The 21104-nt window shown below is 28.1% G+C and carries 37 protein-coding genes; 31 read left to right on the top strand and 6 right to left on the bottom strand.

Going from position 1 to position 21104, the window contains the following annotated elements:
* Positions 1 to 8: 8 nt before the first annotated feature.
* Positions 9 to 548, bottom strand: a complete 540-nt coding sequence (locus BUA19_RS03250) for a helix-turn-helix domain-containing protein (RefSeq protein ID WP_072723639.1) — start codon at positions 546 to 548, stop codon at positions 9 to 11.
* 180 nt (positions 549 to 728) lie between these two features.
* Between BUA19_RS03250 and BUA19_RS03245 the strand changes: the two genes are divergently transcribed.
* From BUA19_RS03245 to BUA19_RS03230, 4 genes are all read left to right on the top strand, one after another.
* Complete coding sequence (locus tag BUA19_RS03245; protein WP_072723637.1) at positions 729 to 1307, top strand: hypothetical protein; 579 nt, start codon at positions 729 to 731, stop codon at positions 1305 to 1307.
* A 22-nt stretch (positions 1308 to 1329) separates the two neighbouring features.
* A complete protein-coding gene (gene ytfJ, locus BUA19_RS03240; RefSeq protein WP_072723635.1) occupies positions 1330 to 1785 on the top strand; it encodes a GerW family sporulation protein in 456 nt (151 codons plus the stop codon).
* A gap of 111 nt (positions 1786 to 1896) precedes the next feature.
* Positions 1897 to 2844 carry a sulfide/dihydroorotate dehydrogenase-like FAD/NAD-binding protein gene (locus tag BUA19_RS03235; protein ID WP_072723632.1) on the top strand — a complete coding sequence of 316 codons (948 nt, stop codon included), beginning with the start codon at positions 1897 to 1899 and terminating at the stop codon, positions 2842 to 2844.
* The gene (locus BUA19_RS03230) at positions 2841 to 3890 is read left to right on the top strand and encodes an FAD-dependent oxidoreductase (protein ID WP_084601923.1); all 1050 of its coding nucleotides are present in this window, start codon (positions 2841 to 2843) and stop codon (positions 3888 to 3890) included. Before BUA19_RS03235 ends, BUA19_RS03230 begins: the two co-directional genes overlap by 4 nt.
* Here BUA19_RS03230 and BUA19_RS03225 read toward each other — a convergent pair.
* The 3 genes from BUA19_RS03225 to BUA19_RS03215 form a co-directional block, all read right to left on the bottom strand.
* Complete coding sequence (locus BUA19_RS03225; protein ID WP_072723629.1) at positions 3887 to 5479, bottom strand: recombinase family protein; 1593 nt, start codon at positions 5477 to 5479, stop codon at positions 3887 to 3889. The genes BUA19_RS03230 and BUA19_RS03225 overlap by 4 nt on opposite strands.
* A gap of 59 nt (positions 5480 to 5538) precedes the next feature.
* Entirely contained in the window at positions 5539 to 5820 is a 282-nt protein-coding gene (locus tag BUA19_RS03220) for a helix-turn-helix domain-containing protein (RefSeq protein ID WP_072723627.1), read from the bottom strand.
* 248 nt (positions 5821 to 6068) lie between these two features.
* Positions 6069 to 6389: a hypothetical protein gene (locus BUA19_RS03215; RefSeq protein WP_072723625.1), complete on the bottom strand. Its 321-nt coding sequence runs from the start codon at positions 6387 to 6389 to the stop codon at positions 6069 to 6071.
* Between the two features lie 187 nt (positions 6390 to 6576).
* Between BUA19_RS03215 and BUA19_RS12010 the strand changes: the two genes are divergently transcribed.
* Positions 6577 to 6702, top strand: coding sequence for a hypothetical protein (locus BUA19_RS12010; RefSeq protein ID WP_278280447.1), 126 nt, complete (start codon positions 6577 to 6579; stop codon positions 6700 to 6702).
* A gap of 29 nt (positions 6703 to 6731) precedes the next feature.
* Here the strand turns inward: BUA19_RS12010 and BUA19_RS03210 are convergent, their stop codons facing one another.
* Both BUA19_RS03210 and BUA19_RS03205 read right to left on the bottom strand, forming a co-directional pair.
* Positions 6732 to 7334, bottom strand: coding sequence for a hypothetical protein (locus BUA19_RS03210; RefSeq protein WP_072723623.1), 603 nt, complete (start codon positions 7332 to 7334; stop codon positions 6732 to 6734).
* A 138-nt stretch (positions 7335 to 7472) separates the two neighbouring features.
* Positions 7473 to 7826, bottom strand: a complete 354-nt coding sequence (locus tag BUA19_RS03205; RefSeq protein WP_072723617.1) for a helix-turn-helix domain-containing protein — start codon at positions 7824 to 7826, stop codon at positions 7473 to 7475.
* Positions 7827 to 7977: 151 nt separating this feature from the next.
* Between BUA19_RS03205 and BUA19_RS03200 the strand changes: the two genes are divergently transcribed.
* The 26 genes from BUA19_RS03200 to BUA19_RS03110 all read left to right on the top strand — a co-directional run bounded on the left by BUA19_RS03200 (position 7978) and on the right by BUA19_RS03110 (position 21077).
* Positions 7978 to 8208 (top strand): helix-turn-helix transcriptional regulator, encoded by a 231-nt coding sequence (locus tag BUA19_RS03200; RefSeq protein WP_072723615.1) that lies wholly within the window; start codon positions 7978 to 7980, stop codon positions 8206 to 8208.
* Between the two features lie 63 nt (positions 8209 to 8271).
* Positions 8272 to 8463 (top strand): hypothetical protein, encoded by a 192-nt coding sequence (locus tag BUA19_RS03195; protein WP_072723613.1) that lies wholly within the window; start codon positions 8272 to 8274, stop codon positions 8461 to 8463.
* A 45-nt stretch (positions 8464 to 8508) separates the two neighbouring features.
* Entirely contained in the window at positions 8509 to 8694 is a 186-nt protein-coding gene (locus tag BUA19_RS03190) for a hypothetical protein (protein ID WP_072723611.1), read from the top strand.
* A gap of 3 nt (positions 8695 to 8697) precedes the next feature.
* Positions 8698 to 8859, top strand: a complete 162-nt coding sequence (locus tag BUA19_RS11680) for a hypothetical protein (protein WP_178137443.1) — start codon at positions 8698 to 8700, stop codon at positions 8857 to 8859.
* 56 nt (positions 8860 to 8915) lie between these two features.
* Positions 8916 to 9071, top strand: coding sequence for a hypothetical protein (locus BUA19_RS11675; protein WP_178137442.1), 156 nt, complete (start codon positions 8916 to 8918; stop codon positions 9069 to 9071).
* 12 nt (positions 9072 to 9083) lie between these two features.
* The gene (locus BUA19_RS03185) at positions 9084 to 9956 is read left to right on the top strand and encodes a hypothetical protein (protein ID WP_072723609.1); all 873 of its coding nucleotides are present in this window, start codon (positions 9084 to 9086) and stop codon (positions 9954 to 9956) included.
* Positions 9957 to 10239: 283 nt separating this feature from the next.
* A complete protein-coding gene (locus tag BUA19_RS11895; RefSeq protein WP_072723607.1) occupies positions 10240 to 11268 on the top strand; it encodes a DnaD domain-containing protein in 1029 nt (342 codons plus the stop codon).
* Positions 11234 to 11977, top strand: coding sequence for an ATP-binding protein (locus BUA19_RS03175; RefSeq protein WP_242939229.1), 744 nt, complete (start codon positions 11234 to 11236; stop codon positions 11975 to 11977). Before BUA19_RS11895 ends, BUA19_RS03175 begins: the two co-directional genes overlap by 35 nt.
* 21 nt (positions 11978 to 11998) lie before the next feature.
* Positions 11999 to 12217 carry a hypothetical protein gene (locus BUA19_RS03170; protein WP_143145361.1) on the top strand — a complete coding sequence of 73 codons (219 nt, stop codon included), beginning with the start codon at positions 11999 to 12001 and terminating at the stop codon, positions 12215 to 12217.
* Positions 12214 to 12942, top strand: coding sequence for an ORF6C domain-containing protein (locus tag BUA19_RS03165; protein WP_072723601.1), 729 nt, complete (start codon positions 12214 to 12216; stop codon positions 12940 to 12942). The genes BUA19_RS03170 and BUA19_RS03165 overlap by 4 nt, the downstream gene beginning before the upstream one ends.
* A 59-nt stretch (positions 12943 to 13001) precedes the next feature.
* Positions 13002 to 13175: a hypothetical protein gene (locus BUA19_RS11670; RefSeq protein ID WP_178137441.1), complete on the top strand. Its 174-nt coding sequence runs from the start codon at positions 13002 to 13004 to the stop codon at positions 13173 to 13175.
* On the top strand, positions 13162 to 13296 hold the full coding sequence (locus BUA19_RS12005) for a hypothetical protein (RefSeq protein ID WP_278280446.1): 135 nt from the start codon (positions 13162 to 13164) through the stop codon (positions 13294 to 13296). Before BUA19_RS11670 ends, BUA19_RS12005 begins: the two co-directional genes overlap by 14 nt.
* 2 nt (positions 13297 to 13298) lie before the next feature.
* Positions 13299 to 13643, top strand: a complete 345-nt coding sequence (locus tag BUA19_RS03160) for a hypothetical protein (protein WP_072723599.1) — start codon at positions 13299 to 13301, stop codon at positions 13641 to 13643.
* A gap of 103 nt (positions 13644 to 13746) precedes the next feature.
* Positions 13747 to 13881 (top strand): hypothetical protein, encoded by a 135-nt coding sequence (locus BUA19_RS12000; protein WP_278280445.1) that lies wholly within the window; start codon positions 13747 to 13749, stop codon positions 13879 to 13881.
* Between the two features lie 28 nt (positions 13882 to 13909).
* A complete protein-coding gene (locus BUA19_RS03155) occupies positions 13910 to 14302 on the top strand; it encodes a host-nuclease inhibitor Gam family protein (RefSeq protein WP_084601921.1) in 393 nt (130 codons plus the stop codon).
* Between the two features lie 8 nt (positions 14303 to 14310).
* Entirely contained in the window at positions 14311 to 14670 is a 360-nt protein-coding gene (locus BUA19_RS03150) for a RusA family crossover junction endodeoxyribonuclease (RefSeq protein WP_072723595.1), read from the top strand.
* 69 nt (positions 14671 to 14739) lie between these two features.
* The gene (locus BUA19_RS11665; RefSeq protein ID WP_178137440.1) at positions 14740 to 14916 is read left to right on the top strand and encodes a hypothetical protein; all 177 of its coding nucleotides are present in this window, start codon (positions 14740 to 14742) and stop codon (positions 14914 to 14916) included.
* A 60-nt stretch (positions 14917 to 14976) separates the two neighbouring features.
* Complete coding sequence (locus BUA19_RS03145) at positions 14977 to 15207, top strand: hypothetical protein (RefSeq protein ID WP_072723592.1); 231 nt, start codon at positions 14977 to 14979, stop codon at positions 15205 to 15207.
* Positions 15208 to 15229: 22 nt separating this feature from the next.
* On the top strand, positions 15230 to 15781 hold the full coding sequence (locus BUA19_RS03140; RefSeq protein ID WP_072723590.1) for a hypothetical protein: 552 nt from the start codon (positions 15230 to 15232) through the stop codon (positions 15779 to 15781).
* 267 nt (positions 15782 to 16048) lie between these two features.
* A complete protein-coding gene (locus BUA19_RS03135; RefSeq protein WP_072723588.1) occupies positions 16049 to 16426 on the top strand; it encodes an HNH endonuclease in 378 nt (125 codons plus the stop codon).
* Between the two features lies 1 nt (position 16427).
* Positions 16428 to 16607 carry a hypothetical protein gene (locus BUA19_RS03130; protein ID WP_072723586.1) on the top strand — a complete coding sequence of 60 codons (180 nt, stop codon included), beginning with the start codon at positions 16428 to 16430 and terminating at the stop codon, positions 16605 to 16607.
* A 109-nt stretch (positions 16608 to 16716) separates the two neighbouring features.
* Complete coding sequence (locus BUA19_RS03125) at positions 16717 to 17169, top strand: phage terminase small subunit P27 family (protein WP_072723584.1); 453 nt, start codon at positions 16717 to 16719, stop codon at positions 17167 to 17169.
* 11 nt (positions 17170 to 17180) lie between these two features.
* Entirely contained in the window at positions 17181 to 18911 is a 1731-nt protein-coding gene (locus BUA19_RS03120; RefSeq protein ID WP_207645966.1) for a terminase large subunit, read from the top strand.
* A 1-nt stretch (position 18912) separates the two neighbouring features.
* The gene (locus BUA19_RS11660; protein WP_178137439.1) at positions 18913 to 19077 is read left to right on the top strand and encodes a hypothetical protein; all 165 of its coding nucleotides are present in this window, start codon (positions 18913 to 18915) and stop codon (positions 19075 to 19077) included.
* Between the two features lie 6 nt (positions 19078 to 19083).
* Positions 19084 to 20334, top strand: a complete 1251-nt coding sequence (locus tag BUA19_RS03115; RefSeq protein WP_072723581.1) for a phage portal protein — start codon at positions 19084 to 19086, stop codon at positions 20332 to 20334.
* On the top strand, positions 20334 to 21077 hold the full coding sequence (locus tag BUA19_RS03110; protein ID WP_072723579.1) for a head maturation protease, ClpP-related: 744 nt from the start codon (positions 20334 to 20336) through the stop codon (positions 21075 to 21077). The genes BUA19_RS03115 and BUA19_RS03110 overlap by 1 nt, the downstream gene beginning before the upstream one ends.
* Positions 21078 to 21104: the final 27 nt, after the last annotated feature.

The following is a 21104-nucleotide window of genomic DNA, read 5'->3' as shown; positions in this document are numbered from 1 at the left end:
TCCTTTCTTTAAAAAGATGGTGGTGTAGCAATCCATAAAATAATAGCATTTTTACTAGAATGATTTAGAATATAATGTTCTTTATTTGGTGTAAAATAAAAACTTTCTCCTTTTTTTACTTTAAGTTTTTTATTTCCAATACATAGAGTTATAGAACCTTTTATTACATAACCAAATTCTTCACCTTCATGAGGTCTGTCTATAACAGTTTTTCCATGAGGTTCAATATCTATCAAAATAGGTTCCATCATATTTTTTTGAGAATTTGGAATTAACCAGTGTATAGTATGTTTTAAATCTTCATTTACAGATTCATATATATCATTTTTTTTATATACTATTTTTTCTTCAGTATCTTCATTAAAAAAAGATTTTAAATCTGTTCCTAATGCTTCTAGTATATCCATTAATGTTGCAATAGAAGGAGATGTAAGATCTCTTTCTATTTTTGATATAAAACCTTTAGTTAAATCACATCTTTGAGCTAGCTCTTCTTGTGTTAGTCCATTTAGTATTCTTAACCGATTAATTTTTCTGCCGATTTGCAAAATAATCACTCCTAAAAAAGGAAAAATATTTATAAATAGTAAACTTAAAGTTTATTATTTATGTTATTTCCTAAAAGTAAACTTTATGTTTACAAATATTAAATATACACTAAAATAAAAAAAAGTCAATAGTTTTTTAAAAAAAAGTATTTATTTTAAGTTTTAGGAAATAATATTGATATGAATAATTATATAATTATATTTTTAAGTTTAATAGTTTTGATTTTTATATTTATTAATTCTAAAGTGAGAATAAGTATAAATTTAAATAAAAATGGGAAAAATGATGAAGTAATATTTAAAATAAGTGCTATTTTTGGAATTATTAGATATGAAAAAAAATATCCATTTTTTGATTTATATGCTAATAAGGAGGGTTTAAACTTTAAATTTACAGAAAAGTTTTCGAAACAAGGTAATTTAATAACTAAAATTAATGAAAAATTAAGCAATGAAGAATTAGTTGAGAGTTTACGCAATCAAATGGAAGCATTTAAGTATATTTTTAAAAAAGCAAAAATAGAAGATTTGAAGAGTGATATGTATTTTTCAAGTGAAAATGTATTTTTAAGTATATTTTTATTTAATTTTATTAATATAATTTACAAGTACATATACGATAATATAAATACAAAAAATATACATCTAAAAATAACACCAGGATTTAATGAAAATGCACTGAGAATTTACATTAAAACGATATTTAATTTAAAAATAATAAATTTTTTACATTTAATTAAATACTATAAAAGTTTTTAAATAAATGAAGGTGGTGTATATAATGAATGAACAACAACATCCTATTGAAAGTTTAATGAAAACAACTATGGAAAATATGAAAGAAATGATAGATGTAAATACTATTGTAGGAGATCCTGTTGAAACATCAAATGGCTCAGTACTAATACCAATATCAAAATTGTCATTTGGCTTTGCTTCAGGAGGAGGAGAATACAATAAAGGACAAGGAAGTAAAGAAAATGAAATTAATGAAACCTATCCATTTGCAGGAGGTGCAGGAGCTGGAATAACAGTTCAACCTGTAGCATTTATGGTTGTAGATAATAATGAAACGAAGTTAATGTATATAGATCAAAATGCAAATATGCTTGATAATATATTAAATAAAACTCCTAAGCTTATGGAAAATATACATGAAATGTTTAATGGGAAAAGTAAAAATAAAAAACTTGAGAGTAATCATAATAATAATGAAAATAATAGTAATCAAAATTAAAGCTGAAAGCAAAAAATGCTTTCAGCTTTTTTTTATGATTTGTAACCAAAATAAAGAAATATAAATAAATTATAGTAATGATGTTATTTAAATAATAAGGAAGGGATATTTATGAAAAGCAATGTATGTGTTGATGCTGGAAGCATATATTGTCCTTGTCACTTAGCTGAAACTAAAGATTGTATAGTTTGTTCTCATTTAGGAGGTGATGAGTTTTGTGATTGTAATTGGCAGGGAGTATGTATATACCAAAATTTTATAAAAAATAATGAAAGAATAAATGAACTTAGAAAAGATGTTTTATGTAATATTAAAAGCAAAATTGAAATTAGAGAAAACATATACTTATTAGAAATAGAAATACCTAAAGGCTTAGCTACTGAGTTGATACATCCGGGATCTTATATACTTTTAAGAGGAGAAAATAGAAAAGAAGAAAAATTTAATAGTCCAATTTCTGTTATGAGCGTAAATTTAGATGATAATATATTGAGTATTATTATTGAAGGTATAGGACCTAAAACTAAAGATTTATTGAAAAATAAAAAAATATATATAAAAGGACCTTATGCTAATGGGATATTTGGACTTAAATATTTAAAAAAAATAAGGGATAAAAAAGTTATTTTAGTTACTCGAGGGTTGTCAGCAGTTACTTTAATAAATGTTTGCAATCAACTTTTAAAAAATAATAATGAATTAGAAATATTTATTGATAAAAATGGGAAGCGTATTTTAATTGTTGAAAAAATGCTTAAAAATTATAATGTTAAAATTAATTGTATTGATTTTAACAAAGAGTTATTTTTAATTAAAGAAAATTTAAAAAAAGAAGTAGGGTTAGTATTTAGTGCAGGATCTAATTTTTTTAATAAAAATATTATGAATTTAGTAGATGAAGTTGACAAAAATATACCTTTAGCAATTACAAATAATAATTTGATTTGTTGTGGTGAAGGAATTTGTGGTGCTTGTATTGTTAATATAAAAGGAGAAAAAATAAGAACTTGTAAAACTCAAATAGAGCCTAGAATATATTTAAAGGAGGCTTTAAAATGAAAAGAGTTGTTGTAATAGGTGGAGGATGGGCTGGATGTGCAGCTGCAATAAGTGCTAAAAAAGCAGGTGCTGATGTAACTATTTTAGAAAGAACAGATATGCTTCTTGGTCTTGGAAATGTTGGAGGAATAATGAGAAATAATGGAAGGTTTACAGCTACAGAAGAAAATATATTATTAGGGGGAAGAGAATTATTTGAGTTAACAGATAAATATTCAAGACATAAAAATATTGATTTTCCGGGGCATAAACATGCAAGTTTATACGATGTTACTTTAATTGAAAGTGTTGTAAGAAAAAAAATATTAGATATGGATATAAAAATATTTTTCAACTCTAGAGTTGTAGATGTGAAAATGGAAAATAAAAAAATAAGAGCTGTTATTCTTGAAAATCAAAATGAATTAGAGGGAGATTCATTTATAGAAACTACAGGATCTACAGGACCAATGGGAAATTGTCTTAAGTATGGAAATGGATGTTCAATGTGTATCTTGAGATGTCCATCTTTTGGTGGGCGAGTAAGTATTACTAAAAAATGTGGAATTGAAGATATAATAGGACAAAGAAAAGATGGAACTTATGGAGCTTTTAGTGGTTCTATTAAATTAAATAAAGAATCTTTAAGTAAAGAAATAAGAGAAAAGCTTAATAAAGAAGGAATAGCTATAATACCTCTTCCTAAAGAAGAAATAAATGAAGGCAAATTGGATATAAAAGTATGTCAACAATATGCTTTAGATGAGTTTGCAAAAAATATAGTTCTTCTTGATACAGGTCATGCAAAACTTATGACACCTTTTTATCCTTTGGAAAAACTTAGAAAAATAAAAGGGTTTGAAAATGTTAAATTTGAAGATCCGTATTCAGCTGGTATTGGAAATTCTATAAGATATTTATCTATTGCTCCAAGAGATAATAATATGAAGGTGATAGGGGTAGATAATTTATTTGTTGCTGGAGAGAAAAGTGGATTTTTTGTTGGGCATACAGAAGCTAGTACGACCAAAATGCAATACATTGGGAAATTTAGGCGAGGAGTTTAATTTTTTTTTACTCCTCCCCAGTAAATTATTTTGATTTCACCAGATTCATAGTCCCAAATTATTTTATCAACTAGCATAGAAATTAAAAATCTTTTATCTTCTATAGATGCATTGTCAATTTCTTTATTAAACCTATTTAGAGCTTCTAAAACCATATCTATATTGAATAAATTATTGTTTAACATTTTTTTGTTTTGATTTAGTTCATTTAATTTTTCTTTTAATTTAGATATTTCCTCATTTAGTTTTTCGATTTCTGATATAATATAGTTAGATGCTATACTATCAATATTTTTAGATAATTGTTTAACTAAATTAGAAATAGCTGATTCATTATCGACTATTTTTTTGTTGATATTTTCTATTTCTATTAAATTATCGTTATTGGATAAATGATTTTTTACATTTTTGTATTCTTGGATTAAGATATTTTTATTTATTTTTTTTATTTCATTAATTACTATATTTTCTACTTCTGTTCCATTTAGATTTTTACTTTTACATCTAGTGCCTCCAGAATCATTTTTCATAGTACATGTATAATAAAAAGGCTTAGTACCATTTTTTCTTTTTTTGCCATAAATAACCCTCATGCCTGATCCGCATTTACACTTAATTACTCCAGTAAGTATAGCGGTATGGCTAGTATCAGTTCTAGGGGCTTTTGCTTTATTTTTTTCTAATATTTTTTGAACTAATAACCAATCTTTTGAATCTATTACTCCTTTATGTTTACTTATAGCAGCTATCCATTTAGTCATATCTGTTTCTTTTCCGTTTCTACGTTTAGAATAAGTTAATATTCCATGTTTTTTGTCAGGTTTTCCAACAACTGAAATTCCAAGGGACTCTAGATAATCAATAACCTGTTCATCTGCTTTAACATATACAGGATTTTTTAATATATCATTGATACTTCCTTTAGCTAAATTTCCACCATTTTTACCTTTTATGTTATTGATTAACATATACTTATGAACTTGAGATAAAGATTTAGTTTCTAGATATTTTTTAAATATAAGTTTAACTATTTTCAGTTCTTCTTCATTAGCAGATAGTTTATACATTTTTCTTTCTTTCATATTTTCATCAAAATATACTATTTGTTCACTATCATATCCAAGAGGAGCTTGCCCTCCAAGCCATCTACCTGTTTTAGCAAGTTCATGCATATTATCTCTAATACGTTCAGAAATAGTTTCTCTTTCAAGTTGAGCGAATACAGAAGCTATATACATCATAGCTCTGCCCATAGGAGTGGAGGTGTCAAATTGTTCCCTTATGGATATAAAAGATATACCCATATCTTGAAGGTCTTGTATAAGAGCTGAAAAGTCAGCTATATTTCTACTTATACGGTCTAGTCTATAACATATTAAAACATCAAATTTTTTATCTTTAGCATCTTTTATCATTTTTTGAAATTGTGGTCTATCTATATTTTTTCCAGAAAAGCCTTCGTCTTCATATATGTAAAAATCTTCTATACCTATATTTTTAGCATAATCTATACACATTTGTACTTGATTTTCTATAGACTCGCCTTTACCTGTGAATTTAGATTTACGAGAATAAATTGCAGCTTTCATAAATAACTCCTTTCTTTTTATTATATTAGCATTTTATTTTTAATTATACTTTTTATTTGCTATTTGTTTTGATATTTATTACTTGTTTTGAATTTGATTAATTCAATTATGTCTGCATCTGTTCCATATATGTATTTTAAATCTCTTCCTAAGAGCCAATCAAGCGATACACCTAATTTATTAGCTATTTTAATAATAGTAATTAATCCTGGGTGCTTTCTACCTTGTTCTATACTTTGATAAGTTCTTAAAGAGATATTTAAGAAATTTGAAAAATTTTTTTGCGACATTTTAAGACTTAATCTGATGAATTTTAGACGGTTACTTATTATATCTTTCAATTTTCGACACACCTCAATATAACATTATAAACTAAAAAGTACTCCAAAGGGAGTATAGTTTTTAATAGAAAAGATTATTTTTTTTATGATAAAGAATTTAAAAGTACTCCTAAGAGAGCATTTTAACCCAAGTATTTCCAATGTTTTGACAGATTTTGGACAGGATAGTATACTGTAACCAAATAACCAAAATAAATTAAAAGGAGGGGATTTATGTTAAAAAAATAAAGCCAAGCAAAAGCTCAGCTTTATTTGATAATTTGAAGATTCTTTTTTAGCTTAAAAATATCTTCTTCATTTTTAAATTCTTTATGTTTTATAAATTCAATATCAGAGTTAAGTTTGTCAATGATCTCTATGTGTCTTTGGGCATTTTTAGTTTCAAAATCATCAAGCTTATTAGATACTGTATCTAGTTTAGACTCAAGATTAAATTGACCTTGTTCAAGATTATTAATTTTAGTTTTAAGTTCGCTTAAAAGTTGAGTATTTTCATTAATTTGAGATTTAATTGGTTCTAATTCTTCTTTAAGTAATTGTCTAAGCGTGGTTAATAATTCATTATTCATAATTTACACATCCTTTCAAGGTAATTATATAGTTATTATACCACAAAAAAGTATATATTTTCACGAGAACAAACGTTCTTGACTAGGGTGAATTAGAGGTATATAATGGAAATAGAATAAAAAAAGAACAAATGTTCTATAAAGATAAATAAGACTAAGAATAAACAAGCAAAAGGGGAGAAAGTGTATGAAAAAAACAAATGAAGAATTAAAAAACACAGATAATTATGAAAAAATAAAGATAGATATAAATTACATAGATGAGATTAAAGTAAAAGATTTGTATATTAACGAAAATTATGAACATAAATAGAAAAGAGCAGTTATTCTGCTCTTTAAATATTATTTTAATTTAGCATTTTGAAGTTTTAAGTATTGACCATCTTGTACTGTTATATAAGTTTCACCTTCAAAATTTTCATTTGCAACTATATTCATTACTCCGCCTCTAGCATTTTTTGCAACTTCATAATAACCCATGCCTTCAGCTACAACTTTATATTCTCCAGCTTGTAAATCATATCCAACTTTATACATTTCTTTTACAGCTAATTCTGGAGCTTTATCAACTGCATATAGTTTACAGTTTTTTAGTTTTAAGTATTCTCCTTCTTTTATCTGTATATATCTGTTTATAGTAAAATTATCATTTGATATAACACTTTCAAGATTTCCGCTTGAATCTTTATCTAACTCATAATAGGCCATTCCGTCAGCAACAATCAGATATTCTCCTGGTTGAATATCTGTACCTACTTTATACATACCATCATCTACAATATAATTTGCAGTTTCTGTAACAATAGTTTCTTCTTGAGTAGCAGTTGCTGTTGCAGAAGCAGGTTCAGATGATTCATTAGGATTATCATTTTCGCCCCCAGCTATTGCACAAATAATAATCAATCCTATAAATGCAATTAATCCCCATTTTAAAATTTTTTTCATTGGCAAAACTCCTTTCTTTTGTATATATTATATATTCTGTATATTCAAAGAAATTATACCATTATTTTCTATGAAAATCAAAAAAAATAACTCTAAATAAATAAAAAATGACAACAATAATTAAATAGTTGCCATTTTTTATTTATTTCTATTTACTAAAACATCTATTATTTTTTTGATGTCCTCTGGAGGTATTTCCTTATCAGCCATTTCTTTAGCTATTGTCAAATATTCTATACCTATTTCTCTTAGTTCTTTAGGGAGTTTATCTCCTTCGATTCTAACTGTAGTAGGATTATTAGTTCTACCTAATAGATAGTCTACAGTTACATCAAAATAAGTAGCTATTTTGTTAAGTAGTTCGATATCAGGAGTCCGTCTGTTTTGTTCGTATAAACCTATAGCTCCAGGAGACAGTCCTAATTTTTCTGCTAGTTCTTTTTGAGTTAACTTCATAGATTTTCTTAATTGTTTTAATCTTTCGCTAAACATATATTCCCTCCAGATATTATATACAATTTGTTTATAATAATTTATTTTATATTTGAATTATAACATTCTGTATAGTTTTTTAAAACATACACATACAAAATGTATAAAAACACTTGACGTATATACGAAATGTATAGAAAAGAGGTATACTATGAAAAGAGAATTATTACAAAAATTAAGAAAGAAAAATAATCTTACACAGCAAGAGGTTGCAGAAATATTAGAAATAACACCTGTATTTTATGGAATGATTGAACGAGGTGAGAGAAACCCAAGCTTAGAATTAGCAAAAAAAATTGCTGATCTATTTGATTCTACAATAGATGAAATTTTTTTTAACACAAAACTATACAAATTGTATAATGGCCAATCTACTGCTTAACTATATTATCTCATATAAGCAATTACAAAAATAGTGGTAAGTGTTGGGAGGCGATTTATTTATATGACTAAAAAGGAAAAAGAAAAATTCCTAAAGTTTAAAGAAAGCCTTCTACAAGAAATAAGTCATTCTGAAGAATGTATTAAAAGAAATAAAGGGAAAAGCGAAAATACTTGGTTTTGGACTGGTGCTAAAATACAAGCTAAAGAAATATTAAACAACTTCAATGAGATTTTTGAAATGATAATAGAATAGGACAAATTTTAAAATTCATAAAATTTGTAAAGGAGGGTTGGTGATGTGAATGTGAACAGAATAAAAAAAGTTACAGTTGTGCCACCAGCTAAAGAAAATTTAGAAGAATTTGAAAGAAGAAAAGCTCAAGCTTTTATAAGAATTTTAAAAAATAAATATCCATTAGAAGTTTTAGATGAAGTTTTTAAAAAATTAGAAGATGAACTAAACAAGAATAGGAAGGAGGTGTAGCAAATGTATGTTATTACAAACATAAAGCAAAATAAGGAATTTGAGGTTTTAAAAGAGGGTTTAGTTTTTAGCTGTAAAGCAAAAGAGTTAGTTTCTAAATTAAAAGACGAGGTGGCAAAAAGGGAAAAAGCCCTTCGAACTCGCAATTTGAAAGGCTTTAATTAAAAACATTTGAAAAATTTAACGTACTCAAATTATATCACAAAAACGAGGTGATGAAAATGACTTTAGAGCAACTAAAGATGATGATTAATCAAAAAAGATTCATGTTAGAGGATACTGAAATGTATAGATTACTTACTTTAAGTGTACAAGCTATAGAAAAGCTTGAGGACAAGCTTGGTAATGAAAGTGAAGAAATTGAAATATTAGCATAGGGGGTATGGGAAATGTCAAATAATTTAACTGAATTTAAAAAGGATAAAAACGCCATGGCAGCACTACAAAAAATAAGCAGTTATGAAGGAATATTAAATATAGAAGGAATGGCTCCTTATATGGTAAACATGGGCGGAAAACCATATATAAGTAAAGGTGGATTAAGTTTAAAACTTCAAGAAGTAGCAAATAAACGAGGTGGAATAAAAGCAATACTAAGTATACCAGTATCTTATGCACATGAAGGACCGGAAGAAATGCAAAAGTTTTTAAATTTACCGCCTCAATTATTGGACAAAATTTTAAAAGAACGTGATTATGATATGGCAGCATTTACAACTCCAAAAGGAACTGCTTTGAATAAATGCATAATAATATTTGGAGATGGACTTAAGGTAAGTGAAACTGCTATAGCAAATAAAGAAAATGTAAAAATGAGCACAATACATGGCTTTTTAGATGTAATGGCAGCAACAAGAGCTTATAACAGATGTGTGAAAAAGATTACGGCAGAAGGATTTATGGATGCGAATTTGATAGATGAAGAGAACTTTGATTATACAGAAGATGATTTTGTAGAAGATGGAGAATTGCCCTTTCAATGCCATGGCGGAGGAGATGGCGAGAATCAGCAAATGGGTGAAGAAACACAATCAGCTCAAGAAAGAGAAAGAGGAGGAGAGAAAAAAATCGAAATACTGGAACCATGTGAACCAAACAATGAATCAATGGGACAAGATGTTTCAAAAACTACAGAAAACAAAATGATTTGTAGTGAGTGTAAAACAGAAATAAATCAAGCTGTATCAATATTTTCTAAAAATAAATTTGGTAAAGAATTATGTATATCGTGTCAAAAAAATATAAGTAAAACTTTTAGTTAGGAGCGGTTGCCATGGATCCTATAGATAGATTATCACTTTTAGAAGATATAGAACATTAAGATTTAGGTTTGGAATTTGTAGAAGTAGATGGAGTGTTAGAAATAAAAACTCCCACCGAACCTGAGCTGAATTGGTGGGAGTAGTGAAAGTGAAAATATTTAAATGGGGGAGTGGAGATATTAATTTCTCCATTTCTCTAAAAGTTATATAAAATTGTATTTATTTAAATTATGTACAAGATTAACGGATTTTATACAAAAAGTTTAATAAAGAAGGTGAAAATATGAAACTAGGAATGACAATGCTCATAAATTTACTTAGATCAGATGGAAGTATAACTATAAATAAAAAATTAGCAAAAGAAATAGGTCTTCAAGAAACTATTTTTTATAGTGAATTATTAAGCAAATATATTTACTTCTTAGAAAAAAAACAACTAGATGAAGAAGGTTACTTTTACAGCACAATAGAAGATATGGAAGAAAGTACAACGTTAAGTAAGTATCAACAAAGTAAAGTTATAAAAAAATTAAAAGAATTAAATTTAATTGATTTTAAAATAAAAGGAGTTCCCGCGACTAGATATTTTAAAATTCTTGATTCGGCAGAATATTTAATAAGCATACTTGAAGGAAAGGAAAATCAACAGATTGACAATAACTTGAAAACTAGAAGTAAAAAAACTGAACAGGAAGAAAATGAGGAAAATCAACAGATTGATAGAAACTTGCAAACTAGTTGTAAAGAAACTAGACAGCAAGTTGTAAAGAAACTAGACAGCAAGATGTCAAAAAACTGCACGGAAATAATACTAAATAATAATACTAATATAATAAATAAAGAAAAAGAAGAAAAGCAAGAACCATACCAAAATGATGAAGGTTTCAAAGAAATAATAAAAACATTTAATCAAAACATACATCCGATTACACCTATAGAAGTTCAGGAAATAATTTATTACTTAGAAGATTTACAAATAGATTATAGAGTAATTATTGAAGCTATAAGACTAGCTGTAAAGAGGAACGGTAGAAATTTAAGTTATATAGAAAGACTACTTCAAGATTGGCATTCTAAAGGATTAACTACACTAGAAGCAGTTAAAGCTCATATACGAGATTATCAAGATAGAAAAAACAGTAAAAAACAAGGGGGAGGAATTGTAAGAAATGGATATAGAGATGATGCTAAAAAAGAGAGTGGAAGCACTTTTGAAGGATACAAGCTACCAAAGTCAAAAATCAGTGATGAACTCGCAGAACTTGAAGGAGAAGAACTTGATAGATGGATGGAAGAGAACGGAATCTTTTAACTGCCCTAAGTGTAAGGATAGAGAAATGATATATAATTCAGAACTTGATGCTATGGTATTTTGTGAGTGCAGAGAGAGAAAGCAATATGAAAGAATTTTAAAAAATAGTGGAATATCTGAAGCTTTTAGAAAAAAGAGTTTTAGAAATTATAGTGATAAAGGGATAGATATTTTGAAAAAAGCTAAGAAAAAAGCAGTAAATTATATTAAAAAATTTGATGAAATAAGAAATACAGAAAAGAACAGTATAGCATTTTTGGGACAAGTTGGAGCAGGAAAAACTCATTTATCAATAGCAATAGCCAATAATCTAATGAGCAAAAATATAGGAGTTTTATATATGCAATATAGAGAAGATATAGTGAAAATTAAACAGGTAGCAAATGATGAAATAAATTATTCAAATGCTATCAATCCATATAAAAATGCTAGTGTACTTCTTATAGATGATCTATTCAAGAAAGCAACATACAAAGATAGATTAGGAAATGAAATTTTAAATGATGCAGATGCAAGAGTTATGTTTGAAATTATTAATTACAGGTATTTAAAAAGAGCTCCGATTATAGTATCTAGTGAATATACAGTAAATAAACTTTTGGATTTAGATGAAGCTATTGGAAGTAGAATAATTCAAATGTGTGAAGATAGAACCATTGAGTTTGTAGGAGAAAAACTTAATCATAGGTTATACAAATTAGTTATTTAAAAATAAAAGGGGAGATTAAAAGTGATGAAAGATGCTTTTACTGGAATTATTTCTTGGGAAAAGGAAGTTGAACATGCTAAGAGAGTAAAAGAGTTTGTAGATAATAGCCTTGTAACTTATAAATTATCTGATGAAGAGCTTGAAAAATATAGAAATATGAAAACCAGCACAGAACGAGTGCCAGCTTTGATAGGAGTAAATTCAATGAGAAGAAAAACTAGAAAGGAGATGGGAAAATGAAGAATTTTAAAATTGTAAGAAGTGAAAATTTTGGAACTGTAAAATGTGATTTTTATCAAGGTAGTAATGATGAAATATTTATGACTGCTGAACAATTAGGACAAGCATTAGATTATTCAAATCCTAGAGTAAGCATTGGGAATTTAGTAAATAGAAATGAGCACCTTAAAAATAGTGAGTTTTCTTCCGTAATCAATTTGGTTACGGAAGCAGGAATTAGAGAAACAAGAGTATTCAATGAAGATGGAATTTATGAAGTAACAATGTTAGCAAAAACAGAAAAAGCAAAAGAGTTTAGATCATGGGTTAGAAAAATATTGAAATCTTTAAGAAGAAGACAAGCTATATTAGTTCCTACCAATAATTCACTTGAAGCTTTAAAATTGATGAATCAGCAAATAGGGCTTCTTATAGAATCTCAACAAGAACTAAATCAGAAAATTGAAAATGTAGATAAAAAAGTAGAAACTCAAATAACTCTTACATATAACCAAGCTAAAGAGATACAGTTTGCTGTAAAATGCAGAATTATTGAATTGCTTGGTGGAAAGGAAACGGAAGCATATAAAATATATAAAAATAAATATTTTCAAGCTATACACAGAGATATAAAGAAAAGATTAGGAGTTCCTAGTTATAGAGATATACTTAAAAAGGATTATGCCATGGCTTTTAATTTTATAAAAAATTGGATACCAGAGGTTAATGTTAGGATAGGAGCTTAAAAGAAAGTAAAATGGGAATTTTGTTTAATGTAATAAGATTATTTGAGGGGGAAGAACTAATGAAAAGTAAAGAGAAATTAAGAAAAATGAGAGTAGATATTAGACTAGGATTAACTGCTAAGGAACTTGCTAAAAAATATAACATAAGTGAAGTTGCTGCTAGAAATTATAGAACACATTATCTTAAAGCTATAAAAAGACAAAAGGAGCTGAAAGTAAATGCAAATTACTAAAGTAGATATTATAGACTTAGCAGTTAAGATAGAACAAAATACAAATTGCACTAAAAAAGAAGCAGCACAAGAAATACTTAATGTATCAGATAGAGAGTTAGTTAAAATAATAGGGAGGTAAAGATGAAAGCAAAGGTAGAAAGAAAAATGATAAGAACAGATGTTGAAAAATTAAAAAAAGGTTGGCTAGATGATCCATGTTGGGACATAGAAGATACTGAGGGTTTTGAAGAATATAAAGATGAGCTATTGAAATTCAGATTAGAGCAAGAAAAAAAGTGGGAAAAAGAAATAGAGATAGAGGAAAAGGAGATAGATGAAAAAGCACGAGAACTAGGTATTGAAGGCTTATATAGATTGATTTTAGAACATAGGGAATTACTGGATAGACATCATAGAGCAATAGAAGAATTAGCAGATGGTAATAGTTATTTAGCTTATAGAGTTTTAATGGGATATGAAGAATAGGGTACATACCTTATTCTTTACGAAAGGTTGAAACAGAAAATACAATAGAAGGTAAAGGATTAGCAAGAATATTAATAATTATAGATTGGAGGAAGAAAATAAAATGAATGAAAATTTTAGATTATCAGATATGTTTTTAGAAGTAAAAGAGGAAGAAAAAGAAACTTGGAAGATAGAAAATGATTTAACTGCTGATTGGGCACTTGAAAAGATAAAAGAAGCTAGAGAAGAAATATAAAAGATTTGAAAAGGTAGCACTTGCTAAAATAGAACAAATCAAATTAGCTCTCGAACAAGAAAAAAAGAAAATGGAGAATGAAACATCATTCTTTGAAGCTAAACTAAGAGAATATGTTAAGACTGTGAAAATGAAGGAAACTAAAACTCAAAAATCTTATAGTTTACCAAGTGGGAAATTAATTTTAAAAAAAGATAAAGAAGACTTTAAAGTAGATAAAGAAAAAGTTCTAGAAAATATTAAAAAGTTAGAAGGATATAAAGAGTATATAAAAACTAAAGAAGATTTAGCTTGGGGAGAGCTTAAGAAGAATTTAACAATAGCAGATGGAAAGATAATTAATAAAGTGACTGGTGAGGTGCTAGAAATAGAAGGTTTAGATGTAGAAGTTAAGCCAGGGAAATTTGAAGTTAAGTTTTAGGAGGAGTTATGCAGGAAATAAAAGTAATAATTAAAGATATACCACCTTCTAATAATAAATATATGGGAAATAGTCATTCGTTTCAAAAATATAGAGTAGAAAAGCAAAAGTGGGAATTGTTAGTAAGGGCAGGGATTAAAAACAAACCTCCTGTTCCTATAAAAAAAGCAATAGTTAAGATTACATATTATTTTAAAGATAGAAGAAGGCATGATCCAGATAACTATTCAGGTAAATTTCTTTTAGATGGATTAGTTAAATCAGGAGTATTAGAAGATGATAGCTTTAATAATATAGATTTAATTTTAAAAGGAGATTATGATAAAAATAATCCTCGTACTGAAATAGACATTAAGGAAGTTGGGTAATGAAAAGGCAAGAAGCTTATAGATGGAGTTAATAAAAGATTAAATAAATAATAAGGGGAGGAATTTTAAATGAATAACAAAATTGAATTTATGGCATCTATACCACAAATACAAAGTGCTATTAATACTGGAAATGATGGAATGAGAGTTAAGTTTGATATTCCAGAATCAGATATAGGACAAGCTGTAAGACTTATAATGCTTAGGGGTAAGGCATTTAAAGTAACTATAGAAGAAGTGGAATAGTAATTTATATAAGGCTCTTAAAATATAACTAAGAGCCTTATATGCATAAGGGGTGAGAAAATGTGCTATAACAAAAGATGCAGTTTAAGAAAAACATGTGATAAATATATAAAATCTAGCTGCATATATAAAATGAGTAAAAGTATGGCTATAGAAATTGAAAAGGTAAGAAAAGATTATGATATGAAAAAGGAAAAAATTAAAAAGCTTAATAAAAAAGCAGATATAAAAATTACTATAGGGGATTTGTTAGGAGAAGATGTACTTAGGAAACTAAAGAAAATAAGCTAGAGAAAAAGGGGTGATATAAAAAATGATAACAGATGAGGTTTTTAGAAAAATAGAAGGAATGTTATATAGATATTTTAAGGATAAAAAAGAGATAGAAAGGATTAAATATAAAATAATATCTTTAGAAGGTAAGAAAAATAGACTTGAATATATACTAAGTACTACGGATATAACTTTAAAAGTAAGTATTTCAGCTGTTAATTATGATGGAATAAATGTTCAAACGAGCAATACAGATAGTTTAGTAGAAAGAGAATTAGTTAGAGAAATTGAAAAAATAGAGGAAGAACTTGTTAAAACAGTAAAGAAGATATTAAAATTGAAGACAAAAGTAACTTTAATGGAAGAAAGAATATCAGATATGAACTATATTTTATCTAAATTATCAGATGAAGCAAAAGATTTTATAGAATATAAATATGGACATGAAAAAACTTTAGATGAAATAAGTATAAGATTAAATACAAGCAAGGCAACAGAATCAAGAAGAAGAAAAAATATAGTTAAAGATATTGCAAAGTTTTATAATTTTTGTGAAACAAAGTTGAAACAAAAACGAAACTTTATAGCTTAAACTATGAGATATAATAGTAAATAAGAAATCCACTATTTAGCAGGAAATGAGACAAGCTCATACACTTTTTCATTAACTGCTATTGAAAAGGAAATAAAAATTAGCATCAATATTCAACAAGACCGGCATCGTGAGGTTTTTGCTTGGGTCAAGATCGAATAGTCGCTAATGGACAAAAGTTGCTCCTTAATATTAAGAGCCTGTACCCCCAACAGGCTTTTTTCTTTTTTTGAAATAGTATAAAAGAAAAAAACAGGAGTGAGATGGATGGCACTAAAGAAAACTTGTGCATGTGGAAAAATAATAGACTACAATCAAAAGTATTGCAAAGAATGCGAGAAGAAGTATGAGCAAGAAAGAAGAGAAAGCAATAAGCAATATGATAGACATGTTAGATATAGCAAAGATAACATTAAGTATAGTAAATTCTATCATAGTGCAGAATGGGTAAAAGTAAGACAAGTCGCTATAGTTAGAGACCATGCTTTATGTCAGGACTGTTTAAAGGAAAATAGAATAACACCTTACGATACAGTACATCATATTGTGCCGATTAAACAAGATTGGGATAAAAGATTAGATGTAGATAACTTAGTATGTTTATGTGAGAGTTGTCATCAGAAAAGACATAAGGAGTTGAAATAAAATGAATGATGTAAAAGAATTAATAAAAATGAGGAACACTTTTAAAGAAGCGGTTGATATTATAGATGAATTATTAAATCTAAAAGAAAAAGAAAATAATGGAGAAGATATTAAAAAAGAACTAGAGAACGTTATTGGAAGGTTTGTAATTAAGATGTTAGAACTTAATTCGTTGCAGTAAAGGGGTAGGGGGGATTGAAAAAGTTTTAAGTAAATGGCTCAAGACCGCGTGCCCTCTTTTCTTCCGCAGAAATTCCCTAAATAAAAATTTTGAAAGGTGGTGAGAATGGGTGGCAAGACCAAGACAACCAACTGATTTACTGTTAGTTAAAGGAAAAAAACATTTGACTAAAAAGGAAATAGAGGAGAGAAAAAATACAGAAGTAAAAGCTCCAGCAGATAATGTTGAGTCGCCTTCTTACTTGCCTAAGGAATTGCAAGAAGAATTTAATCGTATAGCTAAAGAACTTATTAATATTGGCATAATGAGCAATTTAGATTGTGAAGCATTAGCAAGATTTTTAATAGCAGAATATCAGTATCAAAAGGTAGTTAAGAAAGCTATTAGAATGAGTCCAGAAAATGAAAAATATTACGGTTTATTGCTTATGCAAGAGAAACTATTTAAAATGGCAAGACAAGCAGCAGGAGATTTAGGGTTAACTATTTCTAGTAGATGTAAATTAGTAATTCCTAAAAGTGAAGATGAAAAACCTAAAAATAAATTTGCTAAATTTATGTGAGGTGATTCTATGTGATAGATAGAGTTACCAAATATGCTAAAGATGTTATTGAAGGCAGAGAATTTGCTGGAAGGTATGTAAGATTAGCTTGTCAAAGACATTTAGATGATTTAGAAAGAAGTAAATTAGCAACTTTCAAATATGAATTCGATATTGAAAAATCACTTAAAATAATAGATTTCGCTGAAACACTCACAATTGCTGAAGGCGAAGAAGAGACACCTGTAAAATTGGAAGGATTTCAAGATTTTATTTTAGGCTCAATCAACGGGTGGGTAACTAAAGGTACTGGTTACAGGAGATTTAGAAACTCATATATACAATTAGGCAGACAGAATGGTAAGTCATTTCTTAATGGTATTCTTGCAACATACTATGGTAATTTTGATGGGTATAAGTATGGACAGATATATTGTACTGCAACAAAAATGGATCAGGCCAAAATCGTTTTCAAAGAGATAGTTAAATTTATAAATGCGGATAACGATTTAAAAGAATTATTCAAAATAAAAGAATATGAGAGTACAATAGATTGTCTTATAACTAATTCGACCATTAAAGCTTTAGGGAAAGATACTAAAAGCATAGATGGATTTAGGCCGCTTTTGGGAATAGTTGACGAATACCATGCCCATAAAGATAATCAGATGTATAAATTGCTTGAAGGTGGAACTAGAAAGATGAAACAAAGTTTGATATCCGTTATAACTACTGCTGGGTTTAATCTTAATAGTCCATGTTATAAACTTTGGGAATATTGCAAGAATGTTTTAGAAGGAGTGTTCAGCAATGATAAGCAATTTATTTATATAGCACAGATGGATAAAGAAGATGATATTTGGAATCCGCAAAATTGGGTTAAAGCCAATCCTTTAGTCTGTAAAGATAAAGAAGACTTAGAAAATCTTATAGCTGTAGGGAAGACTGCAAAAGATATGGGGGGGAGTGACCTAAGAGATTTTTTAACGAAAGCCCTTAATATTTGGTACAAACATTCTGATAATCAATATCTTAATATAGATAACTGGAAAAAGTGTGCTTGCGATTTAACTTTAGAAGATTTCAGAGGTAAAGAGTGTGGATTAGGGCTAGATTTATCCAGTGGAGGAGATTTAACTTCAGGAGTATTAGAATTTCTTTTCTTAGAAAATGGAGAACCTGCATATTTTTTTCATCAGCATTCTTTCATGCCTAAAATGAGGTTAGCCGAACATATTAGAACAGATAATGCACCATATGACGTATGGGCAAATGAAGGATTAATAACTCTAACAGAGACACTCGGAGGAATTAAAACGGATTATAAATATATAATAAGTTATTTTAAAGAACTTATTGAAAAATATGATTTAAAACTTAAAGTAATAGCTTATGACCCGCATAATGCTGACGCTTTTTTAAGTGATTTAGAAAGTTTTGGGGTTGATTGTATAGAAATAAAACAATCAGCTAAATCTCTAAACACTCCAACAGAAGATTTTAAATTAAGTGTAGATAATGGTACTGTAAAATACAATAAGAAAGATGGATTATTTAAATTCTGCGGTGTCAATGCTGTAATTACTAGAAATAGTTTTGGAGAAATAAAAATAGATAAAGAGCACAGAACGGAAAGAATTGACCCAATAGATGCTGCTATAGATATTCACAAGATAATGATGAAGATGAATAATAAACAAACGGGCATTGATGTAAATAAATATGCGGATATAGAATTTCTTAATAAGTTATGGGGTGTATAGAATGAAAATTATAAAAAAATATATTGAAGATATATTGATTTTAGGTGGCTTAACAATAATAGTTATAGCTACTTTTTTATTGTCTAAAATAGCAGGATTATATGCTACTGGAGTTACTTTGTTTGGACTAGGCATTTATTTTAGTAAATATCCTCTAAGGAGGTGATAAATATTGATATTTAGCAGAAAAAAACAAGTTTTTAAGAATGAAACTATTGATGGCTTGCAAAGTCTTTCGCAATGGTTAGAAGAAATGGGATTAAGTACAGATGAATTGAATATTAGTGGTAAAAACTCTTTGAATGAAATTACAGTCTATACTTGCATTAAAATTTTAGCAGAGACTGTAAGTAAACTCCCTTTGAAAGTATACAAGGATAGCAATGGTACAAGAAAAGCTAAGGAACATTATCTATATTCAATGCTTAAATTGAGACCAAACCCATATATGAGTGCAAGTGATTTTTGGAAGTGTATAGAAACTCAAAGAAATATCTATGGAAATGCTTATGTTTGGATAGACAGAGTAAAAGTAGGCAGAAAAGCAGGTACTATTTTAGGCTTATATCCTTTGGATAGCGCAAAAGTGAAGATATATGTTGATGATGTAGGGTTGCTAAGCTCTAAAAATAAAATTTGGTATGTATTTACTGATAATTTAGGACATCAATATAGAATAGAATCTACTGATTTACTACATTTCAAAGGGCTTACAACTAATGGTATAGCTGGCATAAACCCTATTGAAACTCTTAGAAATAGTATAGAGAATGCTAAAAGTTCAAGTATGTTTCTTAATAATAGCTATAAAAATGGCATGCAAATCAAAGGAATAATTCAATATGTAGGAGATTTGAACTCAAAGGCTGAACAAACATTTAGAGAAAAGTTTGAGCAGATGTCAAATGGGCTTAAAAATGCAAATAAAGTTAGTTTACTGCCAATAGGCTTTCAATATCAGCCTATTAGTTTAAAAATGACGGATGCGCAGTTTTTAGAAAATACTAATTTGACGATTAGGCAATTGACTGCAGCATATGGCATAAAGCTACATCAGGTGAACGATTTGCAAAAAGCAAGTTATGCAAGCACTAGTGAAGCTAACAGGGAGTTTTATACGGATACTCTGATGGCTATTTTAAAAATGTATGAGGACGAGCTTACATATAAGCTTTTCACTACAAAAGAGATACAGCAAGGCTACTATATGAAGTTTAATGCAGATGTAATTTTAAGGGGTGATATAAAAACAAGATACGAGGCATACAGAATAGGCATTCAAGCAGGTTTTATTACACCTAATGAAGTAAGAGCACTTGAAGAATTAGAGCCCAAAGAAGGTGGTGACCAACTGCTTGTAAATGGAACTATGACACCTATTGAAAAAGCTGGTGCTGCATATGAGAAGGGGGGTGACAAGTAATGAAGTTCTGGAATTTTGCGACCATAAAAAATGAAAAGGATAATACAGAAAGTGTTGAATTGCGAATTGAAGGTGAAATTGTAAGTAATGATGATGCTTGGATATATGAATGGTTTGAAATTGAGCATACTGCACCAAATGTATTTAAAGATGAATTAAGTAAATACAAAGGGAAAGATATAATAGTATGGATTGATAGTTATGGTGGGGATGTATTTGCAGCAGCAGGAATTTATAATGCCCTTAAAGAGCATAAAGGCAAAGTAACCGTTAAAATTGATGGAAAAGCTATGTCTGCAGCTTCTGTAATTGCCATGGCAGGAGATGAAGTGCTTATGTCGCCAGTTGCAATTATGATGATACATAATCCACTCACTATTGCTAGTGGTGATATGAGAGAAATGAGAAAAACAGCAGAAATACTAGATGCTGTAAAAGAAACTATTGTAAATGCATATGTGAATAAGACAGGGTTATCTGGAGATAAAATATCTAGCATGATGGATGATGAAACTTGGATGAGTGCTAATGTAGCAGTTAAAAATGGTTTTGCAGATGGTGTTTTATATGAAGATAAGCAAATAGAAGTAAGTAATATCAAAGATTTTGCTTATAATAGATTTGCAATAGTGAATAGCACTAATGAAGCTATAAAGAAGTTATTTGCAATAGAGAAAAAGCAGATTGATAATAACAAAAATTTAGAAAAAGAAAAATTGTTGATTGAATTGGACCTTATATAAGGTTCTTTTTTAATACAAAATATTGGA

This window comes from Tepidibacter thalassicus DSM 15285 (genome assembly GCF_900129915.1).
GTDB classification, from domain to species: domain Bacteria; phylum Bacillota; class Clostridia; order Peptostreptococcales; family Peptostreptococcaceae; genus Tepidibacter; species Tepidibacter thalassicus.
Note: the sequence above shows the minus strand (reverse complement) of the source record. Positions and strands in the feature narration are given on the sequence as shown.

Bases quoted from the DNA above. Each gene is read 5' to 3' on its own strand.
- BUA19_RS03245 (WP_072723637.1), top strand. From the start codon at position 729: ATGAATAATTATATAATTATATTTTTAAGTTTAATAGTTTTGATTTTT.
- ytfJ (WP_072723635.1), top strand. From the start codon at position 1,330: ATGAATGAACAACAACATCCTATTGAAAGTTTAATGAAAACAACTATG.
- BUA19_RS03235 (WP_072723632.1), top strand. From the start codon at position 1,897: ATGAAAAGCAATGTATGTGTTGATGCTGGAAGCATATATTGTCCTTGT.
- BUA19_RS03230 (WP_084601923.1), top strand. From the start codon at position 2,841: ATGAAAAGAGTTGTTGTAATAGGTGGAGGATGGGCTGGATGTGCAGCT.
- BUA19_RS03225 (WP_072723629.1), bottom strand. From the start codon at position 5,479: ATGAAAGCTGCAATTTATTCTCGTAAATCTAAATTCACAGGTAAAGGC.
- BUA19_RS03215 (WP_072723625.1), bottom strand. From the start codon at position 6,389: ATGAATAATGAATTATTAACCACGCTTAGACAATTACTTAAAGAAGAA.
- BUA19_RS12010 (WP_278280447.1), top strand. From the start codon at position 6,577: ATGAAAAAAACAAATGAAGAATTAAAAAACACAGATAATTATGAAAAA.
- BUA19_RS03210 (WP_072723623.1), bottom strand. From the start codon at position 7,334: ATGAAAAAAATTTTAAAATGGGGATTAATTGCATTTATAGGATTGATT.
- BUA19_RS03205 (WP_072723617.1), bottom strand. From the start codon at position 7,826: ATGTTTAGCGAAAGATTAAAACAATTAAGAAAATCTATGAAGTTAACT.
- BUA19_RS03200 (WP_072723615.1), top strand. From the start codon at position 7,978: ATGAAAAGAGAATTATTACAAAAATTAAGAAAGAAAAATAATCTTACA.
- BUA19_RS03195 (WP_072723613.1), top strand. From the start codon at position 8,272: ATGACTAAAAAGGAAAAAGAAAAATTCCTAAAGTTTAAAGAAAGCCTT.
- BUA19_RS11680 (WP_178137443.1), top strand. From the start codon at position 8,698: ATGTATGTTATTACAAACATAAAGCAAAATAAGGAATTTGAGGTTTTA.
- BUA19_RS11675 (WP_178137442.1), top strand. From the start codon at position 8,916: ATGACTTTAGAGCAACTAAAGATGATGATTAATCAAAAAAGATTCATG.
- BUA19_RS03185 (WP_072723609.1), top strand. From the start codon at position 9,084: ATGTCAAATAATTTAACTGAATTTAAAAAGGATAAAAACGCCATGGCA.
- BUA19_RS11895 (WP_072723607.1), top strand. From the start codon at position 10,240: ATGAAACTAGGAATGACAATGCTCATAAATTTACTTAGATCAGATGGA.
- BUA19_RS03165 (WP_072723601.1), top strand. From the start codon at position 12,214: ATGAAGAATTTTAAAATTGTAAGAAGTGAAAATTTTGGAACTGTAAAA.
- BUA19_RS11670 (WP_178137441.1), top strand. From the start codon at position 13,002: ATGAAAAGTAAAGAGAAATTAAGAAAAATGAGAGTAGATATTAGACTA.
- BUA19_RS12005 (WP_278280446.1), top strand. From the start codon at position 13,162: ATGCAAATTACTAAAGTAGATATTATAGACTTAGCAGTTAAGATAGAA.
- BUA19_RS03160 (WP_072723599.1), top strand. From the start codon at position 13,299: ATGAAAGCAAAGGTAGAAAGAAAAATGATAAGAACAGATGTTGAAAAA.
- BUA19_RS12000 (WP_278280445.1), top strand. From the start codon at position 13,747: ATGAATGAAAATTTTAGATTATCAGATATGTTTTTAGAAGTAAAAGAG.
- BUA19_RS03150 (WP_072723595.1), top strand. From the start codon at position 14,311: ATGCAGGAAATAAAAGTAATAATTAAAGATATACCACCTTCTAATAAT.
- BUA19_RS11665 (WP_178137440.1), top strand. From the start codon at position 14,740: ATGAATAACAAAATTGAATTTATGGCATCTATACCACAAATACAAAGT.
- BUA19_RS03145 (WP_072723592.1), top strand. From the start codon at position 14,977: ATGTGCTATAACAAAAGATGCAGTTTAAGAAAAACATGTGATAAATAT.
- BUA19_RS03140 (WP_072723590.1), top strand. From the start codon at position 15,230: ATGATAACAGATGAGGTTTTTAGAAAAATAGAAGGAATGTTATATAGA.
- BUA19_RS03135 (WP_072723588.1), top strand. From the start codon at position 16,049: ATGGCACTAAAGAAAACTTGTGCATGTGGAAAAATAATAGACTACAAT.
- BUA19_RS03130 (WP_072723586.1), top strand. From the start codon at position 16,428: ATGAATGATGTAAAAGAATTAATAAAAATGAGGAACACTTTTAAAGAA.
- BUA19_RS11660 (WP_178137439.1), top strand. From the start codon at position 18,913: ATGAAAATTATAAAAAAATATATTGAAGATATATTGATTTTAGGTGGC.
- BUA19_RS03110 (WP_072723579.1), top strand. From the start codon at position 20,334: ATGAAGTTCTGGAATTTTGCGACCATAAAAAATGAAAAGGATAATACA.